Annotated in this window: 18 protein-coding genes; 9 read left to right on the plus strand and 9 right to left on the minus strand. The window is 71.9% G+C overall.

Annotated elements, in window-relative coordinates; translation table 11 throughout:
- Positions 1-59 precede the first annotated feature (59 nt).
- From K7C98_RS11095 to K7C98_RS11110, 4 genes are all read right to left on the minus strand, one after another.
- Complete coding sequence (locus K7C98_RS11095; protein ID WP_224191567.1) at positions 60-881, minus strand: enoyl-CoA hydratase/isomerase family protein; 822 nt, start codon at positions 879-881, stop codon at positions 60-62.
- Between the two features lie 64 nt (positions 882-945).
- Positions 946-1,512: a nucleotidyltransferase family protein gene (locus tag K7C98_RS11100; protein WP_224191568.1), complete on the minus strand. Its 567-nt coding sequence runs from the start codon at positions 1,510-1,512 to the stop codon at positions 946-948.
- Positions 1,513-1,675: 163 nt separating this feature from the next.
- Entirely contained in the window at positions 1,676-3,532 is a 1,857-nt protein-coding gene (locus K7C98_RS11105; RefSeq protein ID WP_224191569.1) for a hypothetical protein, read from the minus strand.
- A gap of 13 nt (positions 3,533-3,545) precedes the next feature.
- The gene (locus tag K7C98_RS11110) at positions 3,546-4,427 is read right to left on the minus strand and encodes an XdhC family protein (RefSeq protein WP_224191570.1); all 882 of its coding nucleotides are present in this window, start codon (positions 4,425-4,427) and stop codon (positions 3,546-3,548) included.
- 66 nt (positions 4,428-4,493) lie between these two features.
- On the opposite strand from K7C98_RS11110, the gene K7C98_RS11115 reads away from it, so the two are divergent.
- The 5 genes from K7C98_RS11115 to K7C98_RS11135 all read left to right on the plus strand — a co-directional run bounded on the left by K7C98_RS11115 (position 4,494) and on the right by K7C98_RS11135 (position 10,787).
- Positions 4,494-5,105, plus strand: coding sequence for a hypothetical protein (locus tag K7C98_RS11115; protein ID WP_224191571.1), 612 nt, complete (start codon positions 4,494-4,496; stop codon positions 5,103-5,105).
- A 161-nt stretch (positions 5,106-5,266) separates the two neighbouring features.
- Positions 5,267-5,479 (plus strand): hypothetical protein, encoded by a 213-nt coding sequence (locus tag K7C98_RS11120; protein WP_224191572.1) that lies wholly within the window; start codon positions 5,267-5,269, stop codon positions 5,477-5,479.
- A gap of 148 nt (positions 5,480-5,627) precedes the next feature.
- Positions 5,628-7,460 (plus strand): ABC transporter ATP-binding protein, encoded by a 1,833-nt coding sequence (locus K7C98_RS11125; RefSeq protein ID WP_224191573.1) that lies wholly within the window; start codon positions 5,628-5,630, stop codon positions 7,458-7,460.
- Positions 7,453-9,315, plus strand: coding sequence for an ABC transporter ATP-binding protein (locus tag K7C98_RS11130; protein WP_224191574.1), 1,863 nt, complete (start codon positions 7,453-7,455; stop codon positions 9,313-9,315). The genes K7C98_RS11125 and K7C98_RS11130 overlap by 8 nt, the downstream gene beginning before the upstream one ends.
- A complete protein-coding gene (locus tag K7C98_RS11135; protein ID WP_224191575.1) occupies positions 9,312-10,787 on the plus strand; it encodes a trypsin-like peptidase domain-containing protein in 1,476 nt (491 codons plus the stop codon). Before K7C98_RS11130 ends, K7C98_RS11135 begins: the two co-directional genes overlap by 4 nt.
- A 195-nt stretch (positions 10,788-10,982) precedes the next feature.
- Here K7C98_RS11135 and trxB read toward each other — a convergent pair whose 3' ends face one another.
- The gene (trxB, locus tag K7C98_RS11140; protein WP_224191576.1) at positions 10,983-11,915 is read right to left on the minus strand and encodes a thioredoxin-disulfide reductase; all 933 of its coding nucleotides are present in this window, start codon (positions 11,913-11,915) and stop codon (positions 10,983-10,985) included.
- Between the two features lie 275 nt (positions 11,916-12,190).
- Positions 12,191-12,370, minus strand: coding sequence for a CPXCG motif-containing cysteine-rich protein (locus K7C98_RS11145; protein WP_224191577.1), 180 nt, complete (start codon positions 12,368-12,370; stop codon positions 12,191-12,193).
- Positions 12,371-12,469: 99 nt separating this feature from the next.
- Between K7C98_RS11145 and K7C98_RS11150 the strand changes: the two genes are divergently transcribed.
- A complete protein-coding gene (locus tag K7C98_RS11150) occupies positions 12,470-12,898 on the plus strand; it encodes a hypothetical protein (protein WP_224191578.1) in 429 nt (142 codons plus the stop codon).
- Positions 12,899-12,972: 74 nt separating this feature from the next.
- Here the strand turns inward: K7C98_RS11150 and K7C98_RS11155 are convergent, their stop codons facing one another.
- Complete coding sequence (locus tag K7C98_RS11155) at positions 12,973-15,564, minus strand: DUF5916 domain-containing protein (protein WP_224191579.1); 2,592 nt, start codon at positions 15,562-15,564, stop codon at positions 12,973-12,975.
- A gap of 143 nt (positions 15,565-15,707) precedes the next feature.
- Between K7C98_RS11155 and K7C98_RS11160 the strand changes: the two genes are divergently transcribed.
- A complete protein-coding gene (locus K7C98_RS11160) occupies positions 15,708-16,874 on the plus strand; it encodes an isocitrate/isopropylmalate dehydrogenase family protein (RefSeq protein ID WP_224191580.1) in 1,167 nt (388 codons plus the stop codon).
- 99 nt (positions 16,875-16,973) lie between these two features.
- Here K7C98_RS11160 and K7C98_RS11165 read toward each other — a convergent pair whose 3' ends face one another.
- A complete protein-coding gene (locus tag K7C98_RS11165) occupies positions 16,974-19,430 on the minus strand; it encodes a UvrD-helicase domain-containing protein (RefSeq protein ID WP_224191581.1) in 2,457 nt (818 codons plus the stop codon).
- Between the two features lie 249 nt (positions 19,431-19,679).
- On the minus strand, positions 19,680-21,938 hold the full coding sequence (locus tag K7C98_RS11170; RefSeq protein WP_224191582.1) for an MYXO-CTERM sorting domain-containing protein: 2,259 nt from the start codon (positions 21,936-21,938) through the stop codon (positions 19,680-19,682).
- 506 nt (positions 21,939-22,444) lie between these two features.
- Between K7C98_RS11170 and K7C98_RS11175 the strand changes: the two genes are divergently transcribed.
- Both K7C98_RS11175 and K7C98_RS11180 read left to right on the plus strand, forming a co-directional pair.
- Positions 22,445-24,226, plus strand: a complete 1,782-nt coding sequence (locus K7C98_RS11175) for a M20/M25/M40 family metallo-hydrolase (RefSeq protein ID WP_224191583.1) — start codon at positions 22,445-22,447, stop codon at positions 24,224-24,226.
- A gap of 5 nt (positions 24,227-24,231) precedes the next feature.
- Complete coding sequence (locus K7C98_RS11180; RefSeq protein ID WP_224191584.1) at positions 24,232-25,827, plus strand: NAD(P)/FAD-dependent oxidoreductase; 1,596 nt, start codon at positions 24,232-24,234, stop codon at positions 25,825-25,827.
- Positions 25,828-25,935 lie beyond the last annotated feature (108 nt).

A 25,935-nucleotide genomic window follows, 5' to 3' on the forward strand; every position in this document is an offset into this window, starting at 1 on the left:
CCCAGTGACGTATCAAATTGAAATATTCACAGGCAGACGGGTTTTTCGGGCAGGGTCGCTCAGGCCCGGCGGGGACCCCACGGTGGCACTTCTCCCGCGCGAATCGCGCTGAACGAAGCGCGCCCGATCGCGGCCTGACCGGTATCGATACAGCGTTCGTACGCGGCGGCCTCGATGCACAGGCGCTCCGCCTCGGCGTGACCGGTGGCCGCCAAAAGGCCACGCTTGAACACCGCGACGGCCGTCGGGGAGCGTCGTCGCAGGAGTTCGGCGAAGGTGCGCACGCGGGCGAGACCTGCGTCGATCTCCGGCACCAATTCGTGGCACAGACCGATCCGCAGCGCCTCGTCGGCGCCGATCTCCTCGCCGGTGCAGCCGAGTCGCAGCGCGTGCGCCGGGCCCACCGCCAGCGCCAGCTCCGCGGTGCCGCGGGCGCCGGGGATGATGCCCAGGCCCGTCTCCGGCAGGCCGAAGCGGGCTGTCGGCGTGGCCAGGCAGTAGTCGGCGGTGAGCAGGAATTCGAGGCCCCAGCCGAGCGTGACGCCGTGGGTGAGCGCGACGGTGAAGAGCGGGACGTGGCGCAGTCGCTGGAGGATCGAGCGCTGGCGGCGGACGTGGGCCTTGACGCGCTCGTCGGGCCAGCCGACGCGTTCGGTGACGTCGGCGCCGGCGACGAAGATCGGGTTGCCCGACTTGCTGGTGCGCCGGCTGGTGGTGCACAGGCAGGCGACCTCGCCGTGCTCGAGCAGCTCGCACAGCGCCTCGAAGGCGTCGAGGATGCCGCTGCCGACCTCGTTGGCCTTGCCGTGGTCGAGGGTCAAGGTGAGGAGCCGGAGCTCCGGGTCGTAGTGCGGATGCAGGGCCTCGATGCGCTCGAACATGTCTGCGCGGGACCATACGAGGGCCCCGCGCCGAGTGCCAGCGGGTATTCGAACCCACCTCGGCTCACGGTAGTCGCGCGAGATCGGCGGGGCGGTCGAGGTTGTCGAGCACGGCGGGATCGTCGACCTCGACGCTGCGGCGCAGCAGGGTGACCGCGGGACGTCCCAGCAAGTCGCGCGGGCTGGCGTCGGGTCCGAGCGCCAGCAGTTCGGGCACCAGCGCGGCCGGCCACACCAGCGGATGACCCCGCTTGCCCGCGAACGACGGCTGCCAGATCTGCGTGGGCGCCGCGCGGAACGCCGCGGCCAGCGCCTGCGCCGTGGCCGGGCGGACGTGCGGGCGGTCGACGGTCAGCACCAACACGGCGCAGCCGGGGGCCAGGCGCGCGAGCTCGGCGAGGCCGCGGCGCAGGCTGCTCGTCTGTCCCTCGGACCATGTCTCATTGGTCACCTTGATCGCGGGGCCGAGGGCCGCCGGCGGGATGGTCACCGCGCCCTCGACGACGACGATCGGGTCGGCCCGTGCCGCCTCGGCGAGGGCGACGACGTGGCGCACGAACGGCAGGCCGCGCCAGTCGAGCAGCGCCTTGGGCCGACCCATGCGCGCGCCGGCGCCGGCGGCCAGGATCACGGCGGCGAGGGTCGCGGGCGCGGCGGCGCGGTCGGGCGAGCTGGTCGTAAGGACCTGTCCGTTCAGGCAGGTGGGGTGTGAGAGCGCGGGGCGGCGGGCGAGCTGTCCGCAAGAGCCTGTCCGTTCAGACAGGCGATGGAGCTGCCCTCAAGGACCTGTCCGTTCAGGCAGGCGGGAGCGCGGGCGAGGTCTCGCGCGCGGCCGCCTTGCCGGACAGCGGCTTGTCGGCGGGGCGGTTCGGCTCGGCCTTGTCGCCGAACAGCTCGCCGAGCTGGGCGGCGTCGGCCGGCGAGGGCACGAGCACGGCCTTCGGCACGCCGACGGCCACGCTGCCGAGGTTGGGGTCGAGCTTGACGCCGACGCCGACGGCCCCGCCGATGCGCTGGAAGGCGGCCACGCCGGCGTCGATCTTCTTCATGCGCGCCTTGTCGGCCCGGGCCTCGGCGTCGCTCAGGACCGACAGGCGCAGCAGCGCGGTCGGGTCGAGGCTGATGCAGAAGTGGCAGCCCTGGCTGGCGGCCCGGGCCAGGCGCAGGCCGGCGTCGGCGCCGAGGCTGGTCTTGCGGCCGGCCTTGAGCTCGCCCGAGACGTCGCCGGCGAGCTTGGTCGCACCGGCGCCGATGGTGAACACCGCGAGGTTGCCGCTGACGAACGAGACGGCCTCGAGCTTCTTCTTGGCGACGAGGAACGGCTCGAGATCGGCCGCCTCCTTGGCCATGTTCTTCGGGACAGGGACCGTCAACAGGTCGCCCTTGACCGCGCCGGCCTTGACGCCGTCGGTCTTGAGCGTGAAGTTGATCTTGGCCGACTTGTCCTCGCCGGTGAGGCTGTCGAACGCGGCGAAGCCCTTGGCGAGGGCCTGCTCGAGGCCGCGGACGGCGGCGCGGGCGGCGGCCTCGTCCTTGACGTTGGCGGCCAGCACCGCGGTCGCCTCGCCCTTCGGCGAGAGGTAGACGGCGAACACGACGTCGCTCTGGACCTGGTCGAGGACGGCGTGGACGGCGGCGATGGCGTCCTTGGCGACGACGTCGAAGGGCGCGGGGATCTGGCTCAGCGGCACGCCCTTGTCGAGGGCGCCGTGGAGCGCCTCGGGGGTGCCCCACGGGAGCGCGACGACCAGCGCGGGGCTGGCCGGAAGGACAGCTTCGAGCGGGGTCGCGGCGGTGCGCGCCGGGCCGAGCGGCGACAGGCCGAGGCGCGAGAACGGGGCCTCGGCCGACAGCTGCAGCACGAGGTCGCGGTCGGTGCCGGCGTCGAGCTCGAGCGCGCCGGCGGTGGCCTCGCGCAGGACCGCGAGCACCTGCTTGCGCAGGCCGGCGGGCAGGCTGCCGAGCGCGCTGGTCTCGAGCACGCCGGGCGGCAGGTCGGTGCCGCGCAGGCGCAGCCGCCGGCCCTGCCCCGCCTCGCCGGCGAGCCCGGCGGCGCGGTCGAGGTCGGCGTTGCTGAGCGCGAACTCGAGGGCCTTCGGCTGCTCGCGCAGGAGCACCCGCAGCTCGCCCTGGACCAGCTCCCACAGGCCGTTGCCGAGCGGCTGGGGCCGCTGCGCCGAGGGCAGGCCGTCCATCACGCCCTTGGCGCTGACGGCCGCGAGGGTGCCGGCGAGCTTGAGGTCGTAGCTCGGGTCCTGGGCGAAGAAGGCGGCGTCGACGGCGAACGGGCCGGCCAGATCGAGGCTGGCCCAAAGACCAGGTCCGAAGCCCATCTGCAGGAGCATCGCCTGGATCTGGGCCGCCGGATCGATCGGCGACTTCGGGGTCCACGCGGTCGTGGTCTGCTTGACCAGCGCCATCAGGTCGCCGGCGCCGTGGAGACTCGCCCGCAGCTTGAGCGGCTTGCCCGGCGGGGCCTTGCGCGCCGGCCGCCCTGGCTGCCCGGCCTGCCCCTCGACGGTCCCGGCGCCGTCGGACTGCGGTTCGTCGACCACAACGACGTTGGGCGGCGGTGTCTTCTTGGCGCAGCCGAGAGAGGCAGGGGCGACGACGAGGGCGGCCGTCACGAGCGCGACGCGGGCGGTGAACATCGCGCGGAGTGTATCAGCCGTCGTCGCGCGCGTCGCCTTCACGGCCCGCGAGCGGGCCCGCCGGGCCTCCGCCGAGCCGCGCGATCGCCTGCGGTACGACGTTCATGGGCGCGCCGGAGCCGCCGTGGCGGTCGGCGACGAGCTCGGCGACGATGCTGACGGCGATTTCCGCGGGAGTCCGCCCGCCCAGCGCAATCCCCACCGGGGCGCGCACCCGGGTCAGGTCGGGCGCCGGGCGGCCGAGCTCGTGTTCGCGGCGCAGGACGCGAGCGACGATCGCATGCACCTTGCGGACGCTGCCGATCATGCCGAGGTAGCGGTGGGGGCGGCGGACCAGATGCGCGAGGGCCCGCTCGTCGCGGGCGTGGTCGCGGGTGAGGATGACGATGTAGTCGCGCTCGCCGAGGTCGGGCACGGCGACGTCGAGCTCGTCGACGTCGCAGGCGTGCCGCTCGGCCGCGGCGAAGGCAGGATGGCCGAGCAGGTCCTCGCGGTCGTCGACGACGACGACGCGGAAACCGACCCCGGCCGCCACCGGGGCGACGGCCTGGGCGACGTGACCGGCGCCGACGAGGACGAGGCGCGCTTCCGGGGCGAGATACTCCACGAACACCTCCATGGCGCCGCCACAACACATGCCGAGGTCGCGGACGAGGTGCGCCTTGACGACCCGCGGGCTGCCGTCGCGCAGGCAGGCGCGACAGGCGTCGAGGACCTGCTCCTCGATCGCCCCGCCGCCCACCGTGCCGACCTGAACGCCGTCCTCGCGCAGCAGGAGGCGCGCGCCGACGACCTGCGGCGCCGAGCCCGAGCGGCCGACGACGGTCGCCAGAGCCGCGGGACCGCCCGCCTTTCCGGACAGGACGTCGACGACGGCGCGGGCGACCGGGAGCACCGCCGCGAAGTGTAGCCCGGGGCTTGTTCGCGGCGCCGGGCAATTTTACAAGGTCAACCGGACGAGATGCGCAAGGTCGCAGCGGTCGCGCTGGTGTTCGGGGCGTGCGGGGAGCCGGAGTCGGCGCCGCGGGCGGAGCCAGCACCGGTGCATCCGCCGGCCGCCGCGGCGCCGGCCTCGATGACCCCGGACGAGCTGGCCGAGACCCGGCGCAAGGCCGGCTTCCAGGACAGCGCGACGCTCGAGGCGGAGCGCGCCGAGGCCCGCGAGCGGGTCGCGCGGAGCTACGTGCGGGGCCACCTGGCGGCCTACCGCGAGGTGGTGAAGGCGCTCCGCGGCAACGTGGCGGAGATCGAGCGGGCATCACGGCGATGGTTGCGCACGAACGATCCGCAGCGAGCCTACGAGCGCTGGCGCGGGGTCTCGAGACGACGGGCCGATCGCGTCGCGGGGTTGTATCAGCATCTGGCCGATGACGGCTTCGACGGCGGCCAGGTCCAGCGCCTGCTCGCCGACGCGTATCGCCGGTGGGAAGAGCTGCGAGAAGATCTCGGCGGTGAGGTCGCTGCCGACGCGCGCTTCTCCGCCCTCGTCGTCGATCTCCGCGACGCTCTCACCGCCGTGTCACGCTTGCTCGACGAGATCGAGCACGACGAAGAACTGGCCGCGGAGCCATGAATTCAGGCGTCTGACGGCCATTTTGCGCGCATTGCGCGTTCGGCGTTCAAGATCCTGGTAATTGGCCAAGTTTTGCGGTACCTGGCTAAAGCACCGTCCACGACGACTGCCCCTCGCAAGGGGCCGTGCACTCGCCCCGCGAGGGGAAGCCAGGAGAACTCATGAAGAAGACGATCGCAATCGTGTTCGCCGCCCTCTCGGTGGCGACCTTTGGATGCAACAAGGGCAAGACCGACACCGCCAACCCCGAAGAGGCGAAGACCGACGCCCCGGCGGAGACCCCCGCCGAGGGCGAGGGCGAGGGTGACAAGACCGCCGAGGAGACTCCGGCCGAGGGTACCCCGGCCGAGGGTGGCGACGCCCCCAGCGCGTAAGCCGAATCTCCTGCGGGAGATCTCTGCTTGCTGTTCCATGGGCCAGACTGGCGATTCGCCGGTCTGGCCCATGCTTAATTCTGCAGTGTAGTGCACGACCCCCGGGGGTGGATTTCTGCTATAGGCCCCGGACCCCGGGCCGCTCGTCGTGTCGCTCGCCACCCGCTTCTTCCACCGGCACGTCCGGCGCAACCTGCCGCAGTACGCGCTGGGCTTCGCGATGTTGGTCGCCACCAACTACGCGGTGGTGCGGATCCCGACGCTCATCGGCAACGCCCTCGACGCGCTCGGGGGCGGCCAGGCCGACGCCCTCGCCGTCGGCCAGGGCATCGCCCTCGAGCTGATCGTCTGGGCGCTCGCGGTGGTGGTGGTGCGCACGCTGTCTCGCGTGCTGTTCTTCAACCCCGGGCGCGAGGTCGAGTACCGCGTCAGCGTCGACCTGTTCTCGCACCTGCTGGCGCTGCAGCGGCCGTTCTTCCTCAAGCGCAAGGTCGGCGAGCTCGTCAGCATGGCGACCAACGACACCATGTCGATCCGCCTGCTCATCGGCTTCGCCGGCCTGCAGGTGTGCAACGTGGTCGTCGCGGTGCCGCTGCACCTCGGCCAGATGCTCCTCACCGACGCCTGGCTGACGCTGTGGTGCCTGTTGCCGATCGCCGTCGGCAGCGCCTACACGATGGCGGTGGTGCGCCGCTTCTACTCGCTGATCCGCGTGTCGTTCGAGGAGCTCGGGCGGCTGTCGGACCGCGTGCTCGAGTCGTACGCCGGCATCGGCACGGTGCGCGCGCACGCGGCCGAGGCGGCGATCTTGCGCCACTTCGACGAGCGCAACCAGGCCTACCTCGACCTGCAGCTGCGGCTGGCGTCGATGCGCGCGTTCTCGATGCCGGTGCTCGGGCTGTCGGGCCAGGTCGCGGCGGCGATCGTGCTGTGGGTCGGGGGCGCGCGGGTGATCGCCGGCGAGCTGCCGGTCGGCGCGCTTGTCACGTTCACGACCCTGCTCGCCAGCCTGGTCGCGCTGCTGATGGCGGTCGCGTGGGTGCTGGCCTCGGTGTCGCGCGGGATCGTGGCGATCAAGCGCGTCGACGAGGTCGTGGCCACCCCGGACGGGTTACCTGTCCCGACGGACAGCTTCACGCCCGGCCCGCCGCCGGCGCTCGAGCTGCGCGGCCTGACGTTCACCTACCCCGGCGCCGACGAGCCGTCGCTGCGCGACATCTCGTTCGCGCTCGCGCCGGGCAAGACGCTCGGGATCTTCGGCCGCACCGGGGCCGGCAAGTCGACGCTGATCCACCTGCTGTCGCGCGTGTACACCCCGCCGAACGCGAGCGTGTTCGTCGCCGGCAAGGACGTCACGACCTTGCCTTTGGACCAGCTGCGCGCCGGCCTGGCGGTCGTGCCGCAGGACCCGTTCCTGTTCTCGACGACGCTGCGCGACAACATCCGCCTGCGCGGCGAGCGGACCGGGCACGTGCGCGGCGAGGACGCCGCCGGCTCGGCCTCGTCGTCGCAGCTGCGCCCCGAGGAGGCCGACGACCCGCGGCTGCAGCAGGTGCTGCGCGCGGCCTGCCTCGTCGACGACGTCCGCTCGCTGCCCGAGGGCCTCGACACCGTCGTCGGCGAGCGCGGGGTCATGCTGTCGGGCGGGCAGCGCCAGCGGACCGCGCTGGCGCGGGCGCTCTACCGCGGGCCGGGGCTGCTGCTGCTCGACGACGTGCTGTCGGCGGTCGACCAGGGCACCGAGGTGCGGCTGGTGGCGGCGATCCGCGGGCTCCACGACGAGGGCGGCGCCGGCCTGATGAAGGAGCCGGCGACCACGGTGATCGTGTCGCACCGCACCAGCGTGCTCGAGCACGCCGACGAGATCCTCGTGCTCGAGCGCGGCGCGGTCGTCGAGCGCGGGACGCACGCGCAGCTGATCGCGCTCGACGGCGTCTACGCCGAGACCCACCGCCATCAGGAGGCCGCCCACCATGGCTGACCCGAAGGACAGGCGGAAAATCACCCAGCCCGGCGCGCCGCAGGGCAGCACCTGGGCCGCGCTGCGCCGCTTCTGGCCGTACGCGCGCGCGCACAAGCGCTGGCTGTGGCTCGGCCTGTGGATGATCCCGGTGGTCGCGGCGATGTCGGCGCTGCGGCCGCTGCTGGTCAAGCAGGCCGTCGACACCGAGATCGCCGCCGGCGACCTGGTCGCGCTGCGCGTCACCGGCGTCCTGTTCCTCGCCGCGGTGATGGCCGAGTTCCTGGCCACCGCGGTCCAGGTCTACGCGCTGTCGCGGGCCGGCCACGCCACCATCACCGACCTGCGGCGCTCGATCTTCGGCCACGTGCTCAAGCTGCCGGCCCGCTTCTACGACAAGACGCCGATCGGCAACCTGCTGGCGCGCAGCACCAGCGACATCGAGGCGCTGAGCGAGACGCTCGCGTTCGGGGTGTTCACGATCCTCACCGACGTCGCGGTGATCGTCTCGATCCTGGTGGCGATGTTCGTGCTCGACTGGCGGCTCACGCTGGTGTCGCTGGCGGCCGCGCCGCTGTTGTGGGTCATCGTGGTCCACTTCTCGGCCCGGCTGCGGGCGCTGCAGCTCGAGATCCGGCGCGCACAGTCGGTCCAGAGCGGGTACCTGGCGGAGCAGCTGGCGGGCGTCACGGTGCTGCAGCTGTTCGGACGCGAGAAGGCCGCGGTGCAGGAGTTCGAGCGGCTCGGCGACCGCTTCCTGCGCGCGGTCAAGACCGCCAACTGGTACGACGCCGGCCTCTACTCGGTGATGGACGGCGTCAGCGCGATGTGCGTGGCGCTGCTGATCTACTTCGCCGCGCCCTACCTGTTCGAGGACGTCGCGCGCAGCGGCGTGACCCTCGGCCTGCTGTTCGCGTTCATCGACTACCTGCAGCGGGTGTTCATCCCGATCCGCGAGTTCTCGGCCAAGCTCGCCACCATCCAGCGCGCGGTCGCCTCGCTCGAGCGGATCTACGGGCTCATCGACGAGCGGCCGGAGGCCCGCCACGGCGCCGGCGAGGTCGACCCGCTGCACGGCTGGACCGGCGGGCTGCAGGTCCGCGACCTCCGCTTCGGCTACCGCGACGACGGGCCCGACGTGCTCAAGGGCATCGACTTCGACATCGCCCCCGGCGAGGTCGTGGCGGTGGTCGGCCGCACCGGCTCGGGCAAGACCAGCCTCGGGCGGATCTTGACCCGCACCTACGACGGCTACCGCGGCAGCGTGTCGCTGCAGGCGCCGGCCGGCGCGGTCGAGGTCCGCGACGTCGTCCCCGACTGTCTCCGAGGACATGTCCTCATGGTCCAGCAGGACGTGTTCCTGTTCAACGACGACGTCGCGTTCAACGTCAGCCTCGGCGACCCGGCGCTGGCGAGCGACCCGGCGCGCCTCGAGGCGGCGCTGCGCACGGTGCAGGCGTGGGAGTTCGTGCAGGAGCGGGGCGGGCTGCAGTTCGTGGTCGGCGAGCGCGGCCGCAACCTCTCGGCCGGCGAGGCCCAGCTGCTGGCGTTCGCGCGGGTGGCCGCGCGCCAGCCGACGCTGCTCATCCTCGACGAGGCGACGGCGAGCGTCGACAGCATGACCGAGCACAAGGTGCAGGCGGCGATCGAACGCCTGCTGCGCGGGCGCAGCGTCCTGGTGATCGCGCATCGGTTAAGCACGGTCCGCCGGGCCGACAAGATCCTCGTGCTGCAAGACGGCGTGATCGTCGAGCAGGGACCGCACGACGTCCTCCTCGCGCGCGGCGGCGTGTACGCCGAGCTCTACCGCATGGGCTTCAAAGAGGAAGAGGGCGACGGGAATAGCGGCGCGGGTGCGCCGGTTCCCGCGGCATGAGCTCTTCCACGATCCGGTCCCGACGACTCCGTTCGCCGCAGGCGTTGCTCGCCTTCCTCGGGCTGACGACGCTCGGCGGCGCAGCGGTCGCACTCAGCACCAACCACGCCGAGGCCGCCGGCGAGGTCGCCGCCGCGAACTCGCTGTGGCGCGAGGGCAGCGGCGCGCCGGTGGTCGGCGGCGAATTCGACCCGCGCCGCAGCCTGGCCCCACTCGTCAAGGAGCTGGCGCCCGCGGTCGTCAATATCCGCGCCTACGGCAAGCGCCAGCAGTTCGACGCCCAGGGCATCGACCCGCGCATGCTCCCGTTCCTCGAGCAATTCAACATGGGCCCCGGCATGGAGGCCCCGCCGCAGCAAGGCATCGGCTCCGGCTTCGTGCTGACGGCCGACGGGCTGGTGGTCACCAACCATCACGTGGTGAACGGCACCGAGCGGCTCGAGGTCAAGCTCCACGACGGCCGCATGTTCAAGGGCAAGGTGCTCGGCTCCGACCCGCTGACCGACATCGCCCTGGTCCAGCTCGAGGGCGCGAGCGGGCTCAAGACCGCCACGCTCGGCAACAGCACCTCGCTGTCGGTCGGCGACTGGGTCATGGCGATCGGCTCGCCGATGGGCCTGGAGCAGACCGCCACCGCCGGCATCGTCTCGGCCAAGGGCCGCGGCAGCCTCGGGCTCTACGCCAACAGCTACATCGACTTCCTGCAGACCGACGCCTCGATCGCCCCGGGCAGCAGCGGCGGGCCGCTGTTCAACATGGCCGGCGAGGTGGTCGGCATCAACACGGCGGTCGGCGGGGTCGGCCGCGGCCTCGGCTTCGCGGTCCCGATCGATCAGGCCAAGACGGTCATCCCGCAGCTCAAGGCCGGCGGCAAGGTGGTGCGCGGCTGGCTGGGGATCTCCGGCCGCGAGATCGAGCCGGCCGTCGGCCGCGCGCCCGAGCCGGGCGCGGTGGTCGGCGCGGTCCAGGAGGGCACGCCGGCCGCCCAGGCCGGTCTGCGCGCGGGCGACCGCGTGGTCGCCGTCAACGGCCGCGAGGTCGTCAACTTCAGCGACCTGCGCGGCCGGATCGCCGACACCCAACCTGGCTCGAAGGTCATCCTGTCGGTCGACCGCGGCGGCAAGAAGCTCGACCTCGACGCGACGATCGGCAAGCTGCCGAGCGAGGAGGAGCTGATGCGCTCGGCCCGTCGCATGAGCGGCGACAGGGGCAAGCTGTTCCCCGACGGCCAGCCGCGCCTCGGCGCCCAGGTCGAGGCGAAGGACGGGCGCCTCACCGTCCGCGGCGTCGCCCCCGGCTCGCTCGCCGACGAGCTCGGCCTGCGCGAGGGCGACGTGCTGAAGACCATCAACGGCCAGCCGGTCAAGCAGGTCGGCGACGTCGCCAGCGCGCTCGCCAGCGACGACGGCAAGGTCGCCGTCGAGGTCCAGCGCGGCGGGTCGACCCACTCGGCGATGATCGAGCGCCGCTGAGCAGGGCGCTCCGACAGGGAGCCCGGACGCCGCGACCTGCGGCGCCCGGGCTTCTCGCGTCGAGGCCCGGCGAACGCGCGCAGGCCGACGCGCATCACATGTCCCAAAGGGCAGCCGACGAGCGCACCTGTGCTCGCGAACAGACGAGCGCCCGCGCCCCCGCGCGTCGCGCTCGTCCGCTCGCGCCGTCGCGGCCTACAGGTGCTCGGCGAGCCAGCGCTCGGCGTCGATCGCCGCCATGCAGCCGGTGCCGGCGGCGCTGACGGCCTGGCGGTAGACCTTGTCGGCCACGTCGCCGCAGGCGAACACGCCGGGGACGTTGGTGTAGGTCGAGCCGGGGCGGACCTTGAGGTAGCCGGTCTCGTCCATGTCGAGCACGCCCGTGAACAGCTGGCTGTTGGGCTGGTGGCCGATGGCGAGGAACAGGCCGGTCACGGCGAGCTCGCTGGGGGCACCGGTGACGGTGTCGCGCAGGGCCAGACCGGTGACCCGGTCGCCGCCGAGCACGTCCGCGACCTCCTTGTTGTAGTGCACCGTGATCTTCGGGTTCTCGATCGCGCGCGTCTGCATGATCTTGCTGGCGCGGAAGGTGTCGCGGCGGTGGATCAGGTGGACGCTCCGGCACATGCGCGTCAGGAAGGTCGCCTCCTCCATCGCCGTGTCGCCGCCGCCGATCACCGCGACGTCCTGGTTGCGATAGAACGCGCCGTCACAGGTCGCGCAGGCCGTCACGCCGCCGCCCGACAGGCGTAGCCGCTGCTCGTTGGGCAGGCCGAGCCACTTGGCCGAGGCGCCGGTGGCGATGATCAGCGCGTCGCCGTGGTAGGTGTCGGCCTCGCCCTCGACCACGAAGGGCCGGCGGGACAGGTCGACGCGCACGCCCATGTCGTAGTGGACCTGGGTGCCGAAGCGCTCGGCCTGCTGGCGAAACTCCTCCATCATGTCGGGCCCGGTGATGCCCTTGGGGAAGCCGGGGTAGTTCTCGACCTCGGTGGTCGTGGTGAGCTGACCGCCGGGCTCGGGGCCGGCGACCATCACGGGCTCCAGGCTCGCGCGCGCGGCGTAGATCGCGGCGGTGTAGCCCGCGGGGCCCGAACCGAGGATGAGGACTCTGCTGTGCGTCGGCATGCGGCGGACAGGATAGCTGCTAACGCCGGGCCACATGACGGCGCCCGGGCGCCCAGGGCCCCTGAGAGACATCACGCTCGCCGCGCCGATCCGGCCGCCCGTGAGCGCCTGGGCGGCGAGGACGGCGATCCGCCGCGACCTCGACGCGGGCCGGGGCCGCGCGGGCGATCCGGCACGAGCGGCGCGCCCGGCTCCTCCTTCGAGACCGGATGGAACGACGGCTCCGACGCGCGGGCTGGCCGAGCGAGCCGGAGTCCCCTGCCCCAAAGGACAGCTCACTGCGCGCGATCGACGGTGACGAGCGGCGAGCCGTCGCGGCGGCGGCGGACCAACAGCCGCCACGGCCGGCAGCAGACCTCGCAGTCTTGAATCAGCTCGCCGCGGGTGGCCGGGTCGACCACGATCTCGACCCACTCGAAGCAGTACGGGCACTGGACCTGGGCGACGTCGTCCATGCCGGCCGACATAGCACGGGCCGCGCGGCCGGTCCGGCCCAGCCGCGCACGAGGGCCTCCGCCGGGCCTTCCAGCGGTCGTCTGCTATGCTGCCGCGCCATGTCCCTCGGCGACCGTGCGAAAGATTGGGCCAAGCAGCAGACCGACCAGCTCCGCAGCGACCCGAAAGGGTGGGCCAAGGCCCAGGGCCAGCGCCTGAAGGAGATCGTCGACGTGGCCCCGTTCAGCGACGCGGCGCTCGAACGCGAGCTGACCTCCCTGCGCGAGCGCACGGCCCGCCTCGGCGAGCTGACCGCGGACGAGCGCCAGAAGCTGGCCGACGAGCTGCTGGCCCTCCACCAGCGCCTCACCCCCGGCGGGGCGCTGATCAGCGGCGCCAAGATCGGCCTGGCCGCCTCGGTCCTGCCGGTGGTCGGCATGATCACCGGCCCGGTCATCGGCAGCGCCTACGGCGTCTACCGCTCGCAGCGCCTCGGCGAGGCCCGCGAGGAGGTCCAGGCCATGCTGCGTAAGCTGGCCCGCGGCTGACGCGAGAGGGCATGTCCCGGGCGCCATGTCCCTGGTGACATGTCCTCCTCCACATGTCCTCGCGTTCACTCGGGCTACAGCCCGAACATGTGCTGCAGCTTGAGGAACAGGATGTCCTCGTTGGCGACCCCGGGCGTGACGAGGTTGCTGAAGCCGCCGATCGGCCGGTAGCTGAAGCGCGGGCTGAAGTCGGTCAGCACGGTGCGGTGGGTGTAGACGAAGAACAGGAAGCTGCCGGGGCGGTACTCCCAGCGGAGGATCGAGTTGGAGATGAAGCTGGTGAGGCCCTGGTCGACCTCGCCGGCGTAGGGCGCGGGGTCGGTCGGCACGAGCACGTCGGGGCGCTGCAGGACGAAGAAGTCGGTGTGGCGGGCCGAGAGGAAGTACAGCTGGTTGAAGGTCTGCAGCGTCAGGTTGGGCAGGATGCCGAGGGTGCCGCGCAGCACGCCGATGTACTGGGTGACGTAGGCGCGGCCGAACACGGCCTCGCCGAGGTCGTTGGTGGTGGTCCAGCGCGGGCGGCCGAAGCTGAGGTTGAGGTCGCCGCGCAGGGTGAGCTCGAGCCGCGAGACCGGGCGCAGGCGCAGCTCGAGCCCGTAGTCGGGCCCGGGACGGCCGTTCTGCTCGCCGTAGGCCCAGTTGAACACCGCGACGACCTTCTTGTTGTCGGGCGTGAAGGAGGTGCCGCCGATCCACCAGTGGAACGGCACGAGGTAGGGGATCCCGCCGCGCGTCTCGAACAGGTCGTACTGCGGCAGGTGACCGCCGACCCACAAGTTGGTGCCCCACAGCTTCAGCGTGGTCAGGTTGAGGTCGAGGTGCAGCTGCTTCTGCAGCAGGTAGCCCTGGTACGACGAGGCGACCTGCGACGACAGCGTGGCGGCCATGCGGCGCACGTTGCCGACCGGCTGGGCGTTGAACACACCGACGTTGGCCTTGCCGTCGATGTAGTTGTTGAAGCGCATGAAGCCGAGGTCGTTGAAGTCGGCGTGCGGCGTCAGGGTCTCGAACACCGCGCCCATCGTCAGGTTCTTGCTCGTGCGCGTGAGGTCGGCGACCGCGCCCATGCCCTCGCGGCGGCCGTTGTGGGTGCCGATGATCTGGGCCGAGTGGCGCCAGCGCTCGCGGAAGCGGATCCGGTAGTCGAAGCCGCCGGTGAACGCCGAGGGCTCGCCGCCGCCGCGCACGACGCCGGTGACGAGCGCGCCGATGCTGGTCTGGCCGTCGTACTCGCGGCGCACACGGAGCACCGAGTACTGGCTGATCGGGTCGAGCGTCACCCTGCGCTCGAGGCCGTCGGAGAAGCGCTCGACGCCGAAGGTCGCGCCGGTGTTGGCCGTCAGCACGCCGAGGCTCCAGCCCGGCTTGACCTGGCCGGTGACCCGCAGCGCGCCGAAGATCCGCGTCAGCGGGTCGAGCGCGACGATCTCGCCGTCCTCCTGCCCGCGCGGCCTCTGGTCGGCCAGCTCGGCCCGCGGGATGCGCCCGATCCGGCGGGAGTAGAACAGCTGGAAGCGGGTCTCGAAGATCTCCTTGGACTCGAGGAAGAACGTGCGCCGCTCGGGGAAGTAGACCTCGAACGGCCCGAGGTTCAGCACCGCCGGGTCGACCTCGGCCTGACCGAAGTCCGGGTTGACCGCGAGGTCGAGCGTGAGGTTGCCGCGCAGGCCGTACTTGAGGTCGAAGCCGCCGTTGGGCAGCAGCGGGAACGAGCGGTCGAGGCTGTCGTCGCCGCGCCGCGGCACGCCGCGCAGCGAGAAGAACGGGCGCAGCTCGAGGTTGAGTCCGGGGTGGATGTCCTTGACGCCGGTGTAGTCGAGCGCCCAGCTGATGCGCCCGGGCAGCCCCTGCGGCGCGGGCGAGAGGAGCTGCGTCTCGCCGTCGTGGTTGATCCACCGGCCGACGTTGATGCCGAAGGTGTACTCGTCGCGCGCGGTGAAGCGGATCGTCGACCACGGGATGAACATCTCGGCGGTCCAGCCGGTGTCCGTGACCTTGGCCGCGCCCTTCCACACGCCGTCCCACAGGAACTCCTCGGAGTCGTCGCGGAACAGCTGCGAGTCCTCCTGCGAGCCGGAGGCGTTGAGCGCGAACGAGTAGCCGGTGGTGTCGTTGTTGTTGGGGTCGAGCTCGATCCAGACGATGTCCGAGGGGCCCAGCTGGTCCTTGCGGAACACGCCGGTGCGCACGTGCTCGGGGTCGTCCTTGCAGTCGAACGCGACGTAGATGCCCTTGCTGCCGTAGGCGACCCGCACCCGCGTCTCGTGCGTCGGCGCGTGGCCGTAGCGCGGCTCGAACTGGACCAGCTCCGGCAGCAGCGGCACCGCCAGCCACGCCGCCTCGTTCGGCCGCCCGTCGATCTCGATCGCCGTGTCGTCGACGCGCGCCGACCTGAGCTTGAAGTCGCGGACGCGCGCCTTGCCGACCACCGGCCGCAGCTGCGGCGGGCCGCTGGTCCGACTCCAGGCTGGCACTTTGGACATGTCCTGAGCGCCAGGCGACCCGGGCGCCGGCGGCTCGGGCAGCGGCGCGGCCGCGCCGGGCGCGAACTTGCCGACAGCGGGCTCGTCGGCCGTCTTGACCGGCTCGGCGGGGCCTGCGGCCGGCGCCCACGCGGACATGCCCCACGCGGACAGGACCGAGACAGGCAAGAGCTGCGCGAGCACGTCGAGATCCCAGAGGGCCGCGCATACGCTCGCGGCGGGCAGCAGTGTATACCGCGTCGCCCGCGCGAATCGGGTGAGGTTCCACACCGGCGCTGCGAGCGAGGCGTCGGTCGATCGCGGCAACGCGCGTGTACACCGATGCCATGGCGTACAAGCTGGTGACCCTTGGCGGAGACGGGACCGGACCGGAAGTGATGCGCGAGGGACTGCGCGTGCTGTCGGCGCTGTCCAAGGTGCTGGATGTCGCGTGGGAGGTCGAGGACATCCCGTGCGGCGGGCAGTTCTATCTCGAGCACGGCAGCCGCGACTGGCCGGAGGGGGCCGAGGAGCGCTGCGACGCGGCCGACCTGATCCTCCTCGGCGCGGTCGGCTGGCCGTCGCCCACCGGCCCGGGCCCGGTGCTGATGAAGGACGGCAAGATGGCGGGCTACTCGCCGGTGATCGGCAACCGGATCCGCCTCAACCTGTTCGCCAACGTCCGCCCGGTCAAGCTGTACGAGGGCGTGCAGCACCGGATCCACGGCGCCAACAAGCTGGTGTGGCAGCCGGGCCAGGTCGACATGGTGATCCTCCGCGAGAACACCGAGGGCCTGTACTCGCAGGTCGGCGGCAAGCTCGCCCCCGGCGGCACCACCGAGCTGGCGATCGACACCCGCGTGATCACCCGCCGCGCCAGCGAGCAGGTCATCCGCAAGGCGTTCGAGCTGTGCAAGAAGCGCAACAAGGGCGCGCCGAAGGACGGCAAGCTGCGCGTCACCGCGGTCGTCAAGGACAACGTGCTGCACGGCTGCCGCCTGTTCGCCGAGGTGTTCCAGCAGGTCGGCGAGGAGTACCCGCAGATCGAGAAGGACTCGGCGATCGTCGACGCGTTCACGCAGTGGCTGATCGGCCAGCCCGAGTACTACGACGTCGTCGTCACCACCAACATGTTCGGCGACATCGTCACCGACCTGGCCTCGGTGCTGCAGGGCGGCATGGGCATGGCCGTCGGCGCCAACGTCGGCGACAGGCACGGCATGTTCGAGCCGATCCACGGCAGCGCGCCCAAGCACGCCGGCAAGGACAAGGTCAACCCGATCGCCATGATCCTCGCCGTCAAGGAGGGCCTCGACTGGCTCGGCGAGCGCAAGAACGACGACCGCCTGACCCGCGCCGCCGCCGCCATCGAGGCCGCGGTCGTCGACGTGCTCCGCGACGGCCACCCCCTCACCTACGACCTCGTCGGCGAGGCCAAGGCGGCCCGCTGCTCCGAGGTCGGCCAGGCGATCGCCGACCTGGCGCTGCAGAAGCTGGCGCGGGCGGCCGGCTGAGGTTTCTTCAAAGGACATGCCCGGATGGGCATGTCCTTCACGACATGGGAAGAGGGACATGCCCCGGCGGGCATGTCCCTCGCTCGCTCTCGGCGGCGCCTACTCGAGGCTGGCGACGATCAGGTCCTCGGGGACGAGCTTGCTCGGCGGACCGGAGCAGACCAGCCACAGCTGGTGGGCGGCGCGGGTGGCCGCGATGTGCATGAGGTGGCGCGACTCGACGACCTCGGGGTAGTTCTGGATGGTCGGGTCGAGGATGACGACGTAGTCGAACTCGAGGCCCTTGACCTGGCGGACGTCGGTGACGTCGATGCCCGGGGTGAAGCTGAAGTCCTGGCGGCCGACGCGGCGCAGCTTGGGCACCTCGGCGATCCGCAGGGCGTCGTGGTACACGTCGGCCTGCTGCGGGTAGCGGGTGACGAGCGCGCAGCTGGCGGTCGGCTCGCGCTGCATCAGCGCGCGCAGGGCCTCCGCCAGGAAGGCGACCGCCTCGCCGGTGTCGCCGAACTGGTAGTAGCCGACCGGCGCGCCCTCGCGGGCGATCAGCGCGTCCTCGGGGCTGTGCAGCGGGCCGAGCACGTGGCGCGACAGCTCCATCACCTGGCGCGTCGAGCGGTAGGTGATCTTGAGCGGCTGGATCGCCACGTGCGGCAGGCCGGCGTCGCCGAGCAGCTGCGGCCAGTCGACGAAGCCGTTGTCGAAGATCATCTTCTGCGCGCGGTCGCCGGCGATGGTGACGCTCTGGCCGTCGGTGGCGCAGTCGAGCAGCACGCGGACCTCGATCGGCGCCAGGTCCTGGGCCTCGTCGATGACGATGTGCTCGTACTCGAAGCGCTTGCCGCCGAGGAACAGGCCGCCGTACTTGCGCTGCAGGAGGCGCAGCAGGATCGCGTCGTCTTCGGGGTCGAGGCCGACGGTGTGACCGGTCGACAGCGTGCGCACGCGCGGCGGCGGCGTCGCCTCGGCCTCGCCGTCCTCGCCGTCGCCGTCGGCCTCGCCCTTCGGCGCGACCGGCTCGGCGTCGATGCTCGGCTCGCTGCGCTCCTCGGCCTCGTCCTCGTCGCGCTCCTCGTCGGCCTCGGGCTCCTCGTCGAGGACGGCCTTGGCGGCGCACCAGCGGACGATCGTCGCGGTGTCGGCGTCGTTGAAGACGCCCGGGGCGTACTCACGCAGCGCGGTGCGCAGCGCGTCGCTGTCGGTCATGAGCTCGAGCCAGTCGTCGCAGACGTCGCGCAGGTCGTCGCGGATGCTCCGCAGCGCGGTCTCGGCGGCGGCGCGCGCGGGCCCGGGGAGGCTGACGTCGGCCTTGATCTGGTCGAGCGTGCGCTCGGCGCGGACCACCGGCGGGAGGTCGGCGTTGCGCTGCCACACCGCCAGCGCCGCGTCGGCGCCGGCGCGCTCGCCGAGCCGCTTCTTGAGCAGCTCCTCGGCCTCCTCGAGCTGCCAGCCGATGCGGTCGTCGATCATGCGCAGCACCACCGGGTGCTTCTTGAAGCGGCTGACCGCGTCGGGGACGCCGTCGACGTGGCTGATGGGGATCCGCAGCTTGAGCTTGCGCAGCAGCTGGGTGCTCCAGCGCCGGTAGGTGGTGACCGGCACGCCGTCGATGCCGAGCGACGGCAGCACGTGGCGGATGTACTCGACCAGGGCCTCGTTGAAGACCATGATCAGCATCTTGCCGGGGGCGAACCGGCGCCGGTCCTGGTAGGCGAGGTAGGCGACGCGGTGCAGCGCGACGGTCGTCTTGCCCGAGCCGGCGCCGCCCTGGATCAGCACGATGCCCGACTCGGGCTGCGTGATGAGGTTGAACTGCTCCTTGTCGATGAGCGCCGTGATCTCTTGCAGGTGCTTGTCGGCGCGCGGCTGGTCGTCGTCGCTGTGGACGCCGAGCTGACCGGTGGGCACGCGCGCGGCGGTGCCGACCCCGCCCTCGAGCGAGGGCTTGGCGGCGCCGACGGCGTCGCGCCAGCGGCCGCGGCGGTCGCTGACGAAGGTGCCCTGCGGGGCCGACACGCGGCGCAGGCTGGCGTCCATCACCGCGACCGAGCGGCGGACCATGACGGTGCCCTCGAGCGAGCGAGCGTCGAACTCCTCCTCGTACTCGTCGTCCTCCTCGTAGCGGTAGTAGAGGCGCGAGACCGGGGCGTTGCGCCAGTCGACGATCGACAGGCCGTCGCCGTCGTCGAGGAGGGTGCGCTTGCCGACCAGGACGTCGCGCTGCCGCGACGACTTGGCCTCGCGCAGGCGCAGGTGACCGAAGTAGGGGTTCTTCGGGTCGACCGGGGCGTCGCGCCCCTGCCCGCGGGTGCGGCTCAGGGCCGCGACCTGGTGCATCTGCTCGACCAGCGAGGCCTGGTCCTCCTCCTTCGCCTCGGCCAAGGCGTCGCGCAACTCGATGAGCTGGGCGTCGAGATCCTCGATCTGCCCGGGCGCGTTCTGGGCCTCGCGATCGAGGCGCTCCTGGATCCGGCGCAAGATGTCGAGCTCTTCGGCGACGATCCGGCCGCCCTGGTCGGACAGCGCGTTGAGGTCGGGGTCCTGGTGCTCCTGCGACACGATCGGTGTGCATAGCAAAAGGGCCGCAAGCCGGCCAGTAGCGAAGACCGTGTCCGTGTGAGACGACCCATACATGTTCGGACCGGCCCTCGCGGCCGCCCCGCGCCGTTCCGGGGCCGCAGGCCGACCCCCGCGAGGCCCGGCCGCGATCGGGTCGACCGCGAAAATTGGCGGAGGCCGCCTCCGAAATCGGAGGCGGCCCCTGCGTGCGGGTCGACCGCGAGGCCCTCACGGACCCCGATGATCCGCTCAGGCGCGGCGGCGGCGGCGGATGAAGCCGGCCAGGCCGAAGGTGAAGAGCGAGGCGAGCAGGCCGCGGGTCTGACCCTCGGCGTCGTCGACCTTGCATCCGCAACCACCCTCGTCGGTGCTGGGCTGGCCGCTGTCGCTGTCGGTGTCGCCCCCGGTGCCGCCCTCGGTCTCGCCGTCGGTCGCCGTCACGTTGCCCATGGAGGTCTGGGTCGTGTTGGTCGTGGTCGGCGTGTCGGTGTCCGAGTCGGTGCCGGCGCTGGTGGTCGGCGGCTCCTCGGTGGTGGTCGGCGGCTCGTCGGTGGTCGGGCCGGCCGTCGCGGTGCCGTCGGTCGTATCGGTCGCCGAGGCGTTGGTGTCGGTCGCGTCGGTGTCCGTCGCGGTGACGGCGGTGTCGGTCGCGTCGGTGTCCGTCGCGGTGTCGCTGTCGGAGTCGGAGTCGCTCTCGGACGGATTCTGCGGCAGCGGGTCGGGCTCGTTGGTGGTCGGCTCCGGCACGTTGGCGCAGTTGACGAAGCCGCAGCACGGGTCGAACGTGATCTGCTCGATGATGTTGGCGAGCGCCGCCTCGAGGTCCGCCTGGTTGTCGGCCTGGAAGTGGTCGATCTGGCCGCCCGAGCCCCAGTCGGCCATCTTGGCCAGCTTCATCTGCGACGCCGGGGTGTTGACCACGTCGCCGAAGCCGATCACGTAGGTCGAGACGCCCGAGTTGTACATCGCCTCGAGCGGCATCTGGACCTGGGCGTCGGTCGAGTCGTAGGCGCCGTCGGTCACCAGGATGTTGATGTACTTCGTGTTGGCGTCACACGGGTACGGGAACATCGGGTTGACGCAAGCGGCCTTGTAGTCGGTGATGTTCTGCTGGATGAGCTGGAGGCCGAGGTGGGTGCTCGTGCCCGAGCCGCTGCAGTAGGCCTGGTTCGGGTTGGGGCCGTCGCACTTCGGCATGTGGCTCAGGGTCTGGGAGTCGAAGCCCGGCGGGTCGTTGGCCGAGCCGTCCTTGAACGTCCAGGTGATCGGCGGGCCGCCCCACGGGTCGGTGCAGCCGGGCGCCTCGCACGAGCTCGCCGGGTCGAGGGCCCACGCGAAGTTGTCCTTGCGGCACGGGCCGTAGTCGACGAGCAGCTTCTGCTCGCCGGGCGCCGGCATGTTGTAGCCGAACACCGCGAGGCCGAGGTGGACCAGGTTCTCGACCGCCTGGTCGCCCATGACGACCTGGTCGAACAGCGAGTTGGCGCCGGACAGCGCGTCGCGGGCCTGGTCCCAGCCGGTCTCGCCCTGCTTGCCGGCCAGGGTGCCGTTGTTGATGTTGAGCATCGACGACGAGGCGTCGAGGAGCACCATGATGCGCGGCAGACCGGGCGAGCAGACCGGCTGGATGACGTCGTTGATGATCGCCTGGACGACCATCTTGAGCGCGTCGATCAGCTGGGCCGGGTTGGCGGCGTCGTACGCGGTGCCGGTGCCGCCGGCCATGGCGATCTCGTCGGCGAACATCTTGCCCATCGCCTCGCCGATGGCGACGACGTAGGTCGGGACCTGGTTCTGCGTGAACAGGTTGCCGGCGGTGATCGACGGGTTCTGGTTGGCCGGGCCGGGCGACTGGGTGCCGCTCGGGTCGGTCCACTGACCGTCGGTGAGGAGCACGATCGCGGCCTTGCGCTTCTGCTTGTCGTCCGGGTGCTCGTCCCAGGTCTGCTGGATGTAGGCCGCGGCCTTGTCCATCGCGCCCTTGGTCCACGTGCCGATGCCGGTCATGCTGCCGTTGATCGGCGCGCCCACGGACATGATGGCGTTCTTGATCGCCTCGCCGTTACACTGGAAGTAGGCCTTCTCGGGGTCCTGCTCGTCGTAGAAGCCGACGTCGATCTTCTGGCCGTCGACGATGCCCGAGGAGTCGTCGGGGATCAGCGTGCCCGGCTGGCCGACGGCGGGGTCGTGGCCGAAGCGCATCAGGCCGAGCAGGACGTTGCCCTGCAGGTAGCCGTTGTCGGCGTCGACCATCGCCACGATGGCGCTCACGGCCGCCTCCCAGCGCGTCTGGTTGGCGTCGAACATGGTGTTCATCGACGTCGAGTAGTCGGCGATGATCATGAACAGCGGCTTGACGAAGGTGCACTCGCCCTCCGACGTACAGACCGGCGCGGCGACCGCGGGGGGCGGCTCGGAGCCGCCGATGAAGGCGATGCCGACGCCGGCGAGGAGGCCGACCTGCACGCCGAGGCGCTTCCAACTTCCAATCAGACTGAGTCGCTTCATTGCTGGTAATCCTTGTGGGGCTTAGGACCGGTGTCGACGCTCTACGCGTGTACGCGCAGCGTTTCGCGGGTTCGAGACAACGCGGGGCACGGTACGCCAGAGTCCGTGAGGGCGTCAATACACCGGAGCGATGCCGTGCAACCAACTTTGCACGTCGCTGCTCGCTGCGCCTCGAGCACGGCGAGTACGCGATGAACGTCAGGTTCGGTCGAAGAGTGGGCCGCCAATTTGCGTGAAGCAACGCACGCACCGCGAGCCCGAGGTTGCGGGCAAAAGGGCGCTAAGAGTCGCTGGTGCGCACGCCGTTCTCGTCCACGTCGCTCATGTTGTCGGCGGCCCTGATGCTGGCGCCAGGCTGCACACGGCCGGCCGCCACGACCACCGCACCGGCCGAGCGACCTGAAGCATCGACTCCCACGACATCGATGGCGTGGACGCCGGACCGCGACCGTCTGCAAGCGGACATCGCTGCGCTCGCGCGCGACGAGTTGCGCGGTCGCTTCACCTTGAGTCCGGAGCTCGCCGAGGCCGCGCAGTACCTGGCGCAGCGACACCGAGAGCTCGGCCTCGAGCCGCTCGCCGGCGATTCGTTCCTGGCCGACTTTCCGATTTCCGTCGGCGTGCGCGCGAGCCAGCCCGTGAGCTTGCAGGTCGTACGCGGCCGGAAGACGACCGCGATCGCGAGCGCCGAATTCTCGATCGCGCCCCAGACCGCCAGCGGTGAGGTGCGCGGCGCTGCTGTGTTCGTCGGCTACGCCGCTGCGGCGGAGCCGGCGCCCGGCGGCGACGACGACAAAGCCGACAAGTCCGACGCGCCGACCTACGACGACCTCGCCGGCGTCGACGTCAAAGGAAAGATCGCGGTCGTGCTGCTCGACGCTCCGGGTCGGCCCGACACGATGACCTTCTTTCGCAGGCTGCAGCGCGAGGCGAGCGATTTCGCGGCGGCCGCGGCGCCGCTCAAGCAGAGCGGCGATGTCGCCGGGCTGCGGGCGCTGCACGAGCGCACCCGCGGGCAGGTGATCGCCATGCTCCAGCGGTTCATGCCCGGAGCTGACCTGAAGGACATGTGGCCCCTGCCCGCCGATCCGCTGACGGTCGAGTTCGACCTGCAGGCGATCGTCGCGCCGGTGATGCGCGAGGCCGGCAAGCGCAAGGGCCCGCAGTTCGCCATGGGCGCGGGTTCGCTGCGGACCAAGGTCGAGCGTCTGGCCAAGGCGGGCGCGATCGGTGTGGTCGCCGTGCGCGGACCTCGGAGCTTCCTCGACGACGCGGAGCGCGAGGCGGACGCGTTCGCGCCGCTGCAGCGGGAGGACGGCGCGCTCGGCGAGCCGGTGGCGCTGCCGGTCGTGCAGCTCAAGTGGAAGGCGGCCGACTCGCTGCTGCGCGTCGGCAAGGGCAAGCAGAAGATCTCCGCGCTGCAGGCCGCGATCGACGGCGACTTCGTGCCGCGCTCGGCCGACATCCCCGGCGTCGAGCTGCAGCTGTCGGCGGTCGTCGAGCCGGTCCAGGTGCAGACGCCGAACGTGCTGGCGCGCGTGCCCGGCGGCGACCTGCGCGACGAGATCGTCGTGATCGGCGCGCACTACGATCACATCGGCGTGGTCGGCCGCGGCGAGTGCGGCGAGAGCCGCAAGGACGGGGTGGTCGACGGCATCTGCAACGGGGCCGACGACAACGCCAGCGGCACGGCGATGCTGCTCGAGCTGGCGCGTCACTTCCAGCAGCAGCGGCCGCGGCGCACCGTGGTGTTCGCCCACTTCGCGGGCGAGGAGCTGGGCCTGCTCGGCTCGAAGGCGCTGGCGGAGCGGCCGCCGTTTGCGCTCGACAAGGTGGTCGCCATGGTCAACCTCGACATGATCGGGCGACTCGGACCGAAGGGGCTGGCGATCGGGGGGCTGGTGTCGTCCGACGCCTGGATGCCGCTGCTCGACAGGATCGGCAACGCCGGCCTGTCGGTGCTCTACGAGGGCAGCGTGGCGACCCGCAGCGACCACGCCAGCTTCTACCGGAAGAACCTGCCCGTGCTGTTCTTCTTCACCGGCACCCACGCCGACTACCACCGGCCGGGCGACCACTCCGACAAGATCAACTACGACGGGCTGGTGGCGATCGGCACGCTCGTCCACGGCGTCACGCGCGCGGTGGCCGACGGCCTGGCGGTGCCCTACAAGGCCCCGCCGGCCGGCGGCGGCCTCGCCTCCGGCCTGCCCGGCCAGAACCCCGAAACCGTCGTCAAGCGGGTGCAGGGCTCGTCGAGCCCGGTGACCGCCCCCGCCGCGGAGTGAGCGCCGTGCCGTCTGCGCCGCAGCGGGTGCGCGTCGACCTCCACCCCGACGCACTCCTCGACGACGCCGCCCTGCGCCGCGCCGCGGCCCAGGCGGCCGGCCTGCGCGAGGCCGACGTCCGCCACGTCGCCGTCGCCCACCGCTCGATCGACGCCCGCCGCGGCCGCGTGCGCGTCCACGCCGAGCTGCTCGTGTATGTCGGCAAGGACATGCCCGAAGAACCATGCTTCTTGCCGCATGTCCTGCCGAACATGTCCGAAGAGCCCGCCGTGGTGATCGTCGGCGCCGGGCCGGCGGGGATGTTCTGCGCCTGGGGCCTGGCGCGCGCGGGCGTGCGGGCGGTCGTGCTCGAGCGCGGGCGCGAGGTGCGGGCGCGGCGGCACGACCTGGCCGGGCTGAGCCAGCGCGGCGAGCTCGACCCCGAGAGCAACTACTGCTTCGGCGAGGGCGGCGCGGGCACCTTCTCCGACGGCAAGCTGTACACGCGGGCGACCAAGCGCGGGCCGGTCGACCTGGTCCTGCGGGCCTTCGCCGGCTACGGGGCGCCGCCGGAGATCCTCGTCGACGCGCGCCCGCACATCGGCACCAACCGGCTGCCGCGCGTGATCACGGCGATGCGCGAGCACCTGATCGGCGCCGGCGTGGTGTTCCGCTTCGCCGCCCGCGCCGACGCGCTGGTCGTGCGCGACGGGGCGGCCGCGGGCGTGCGCCTGCGCGGCGGCGAGGTCGTGCCGGCCCGCGCCGTCGTCGTCGCGCCCGGGCACTCGGCCCGCGACGTCCAGGCCTGGCTGCGCGCGGCCGGGGTCAAGCTGTCGTTCAAGCCGTTCGCGCTCGGGGTCCGCATCGAGCACCCGCAGGCGCTCGTCGACCGCCTACAGTACGGCGCGCTGGCCGGGCACCCGGCGCTCGGGGCGGCCTCGTATCGCCTGGTCGAACAGACAGGCGCGGGCGCGGCCTTCTCGTTCTGCATGTGCCCCGGCGGCTACATCGTCCCTGCCGCCACCGACCCCGGCATGCAGGTCGTCAACGGCATGAGCCCGCACAGCCGGCGCGGCCGGTTCGCCAACTCCGGCCTCGTCACCGAGGTCGGCCCGCAGCACCTCGCCGCCGCCGGTCTGTCGCCCGACGACCCGCTCGCCGGGGTCGAGTACCAGGCCCGCTTCGAGGCCGAGGCCTACAGAGCCGGCGGCGGCGCCTTCGTCGCTCCGGCCCAGCGCCTCGCCGACCTCGTCCACGGCGCCGTCTCGCGCGAGCTGCCGCCGACCAGCTATCACCGCGGCCTGCAGTCGGCCCGCCTCGACCGCCTGCTCGGCCCGCTCGCGCCGCCGCTCCAGGCCGCGCTCCAGGCCCTCGGCGCGCGCATGCCCGGCTTCCTCGGCGACGACGCGATCGCCGTGGGTGTCGAAAGCCGCACCAGCTGCCCCGTCCGCATCGACCGCGACGGCGAGACGCTCGAGTCGCCGAGCACGCCGCACCTCTACCCGTGCGGCGAGGGGGCCGGATTCGCCGGCGGCATCGTCTCCGCCGCGCTCGACGGCCTTCGCGTGGCCGTCGCGATCGCGCGCCGCCTCGGGGCCCCGCACGAGCGAATTACGAGCTGACCTTCAGGACAGGTCACGAACGTCCTGCGTCTGCGTGACGTTTTTCACTCCTACACCCGGCGAGGGAGGACTGTCTTCACGCGAAAGGTTGCGCTTGCATGTGCGCAT

This window comes from Nannocystis pusilla (assembly GCF_020073745.1).
In the GTDB taxonomy this organism is placed as follows: domain Bacteria; phylum Myxococcota_A; class Polyangia; order Nannocystales; family Nannocystaceae; genus Nannocystis; species Nannocystis radixulma.

Bases quoted from the DNA above. Each gene is read 5' to 3' on its own strand.
- K7C98_RS11095 (WP_224191567.1), bottom strand. From the start codon at position 881: ATGTTCGAGCGCATCGAGGCCCTGCATCCGCACTACGACCCGGAGCTC.
- K7C98_RS11105 (WP_224191569.1), bottom strand. From the start codon at position 3,532: ATGTTCACCGCCCGCGTCGCGCTCGTGACGGCCGCCCTCGTCGTCGCC.
- K7C98_RS11115 (WP_224191571.1), top strand. From the start codon at position 4,494: ATGCGCAAGGTCGCAGCGGTCGCGCTGGTGTTCGGGGCGTGCGGGGAG.
- K7C98_RS11120 (WP_224191572.1), top strand. From the start codon at position 5,267: ATGAAGAAGACGATCGCAATCGTGTTCGCCGCCCTCTCGGTGGCGACC.
- K7C98_RS11130 (WP_224191574.1), top strand. From the start codon at position 7,453: ATGGCTGACCCGAAGGACAGGCGGAAAATCACCCAGCCCGGCGCGCCG.
- K7C98_RS11135 (WP_224191575.1), top strand. From the start codon at position 9,312: ATGAGCTCTTCCACGATCCGGTCCCGACGACTCCGTTCGCCGCAGGCG.
- trxB (WP_224191576.1), bottom strand. From the start codon at position 11,915: ATGCCGACGCACAGCAGAGTCCTCATCCTCGGTTCGGGCCCCGCGGGC.
- K7C98_RS11145 (WP_224191577.1), bottom strand. From the start codon at position 12,370: ATGGACGACGTCGCCCAGGTCCAGTGCCCGTACTGCTTCGAGTGGGTC.
- K7C98_RS11150 (WP_224191578.1), top strand. From the start codon at position 12,470: ATGTCCCTCGGCGACCGTGCGAAAGATTGGGCCAAGCAGCAGACCGAC.
- K7C98_RS11160 (WP_224191580.1), top strand. From the start codon at position 15,708: ATGGCGTACAAGCTGGTGACCCTTGGCGGAGACGGGACCGGACCGGAA.
- K7C98_RS11170 (WP_224191582.1), bottom strand. From the start codon at position 21,938: ATGAAGCGACTCAGTCTGATTGGAAGTTGGAAGCGCCTCGGCGTGCAG.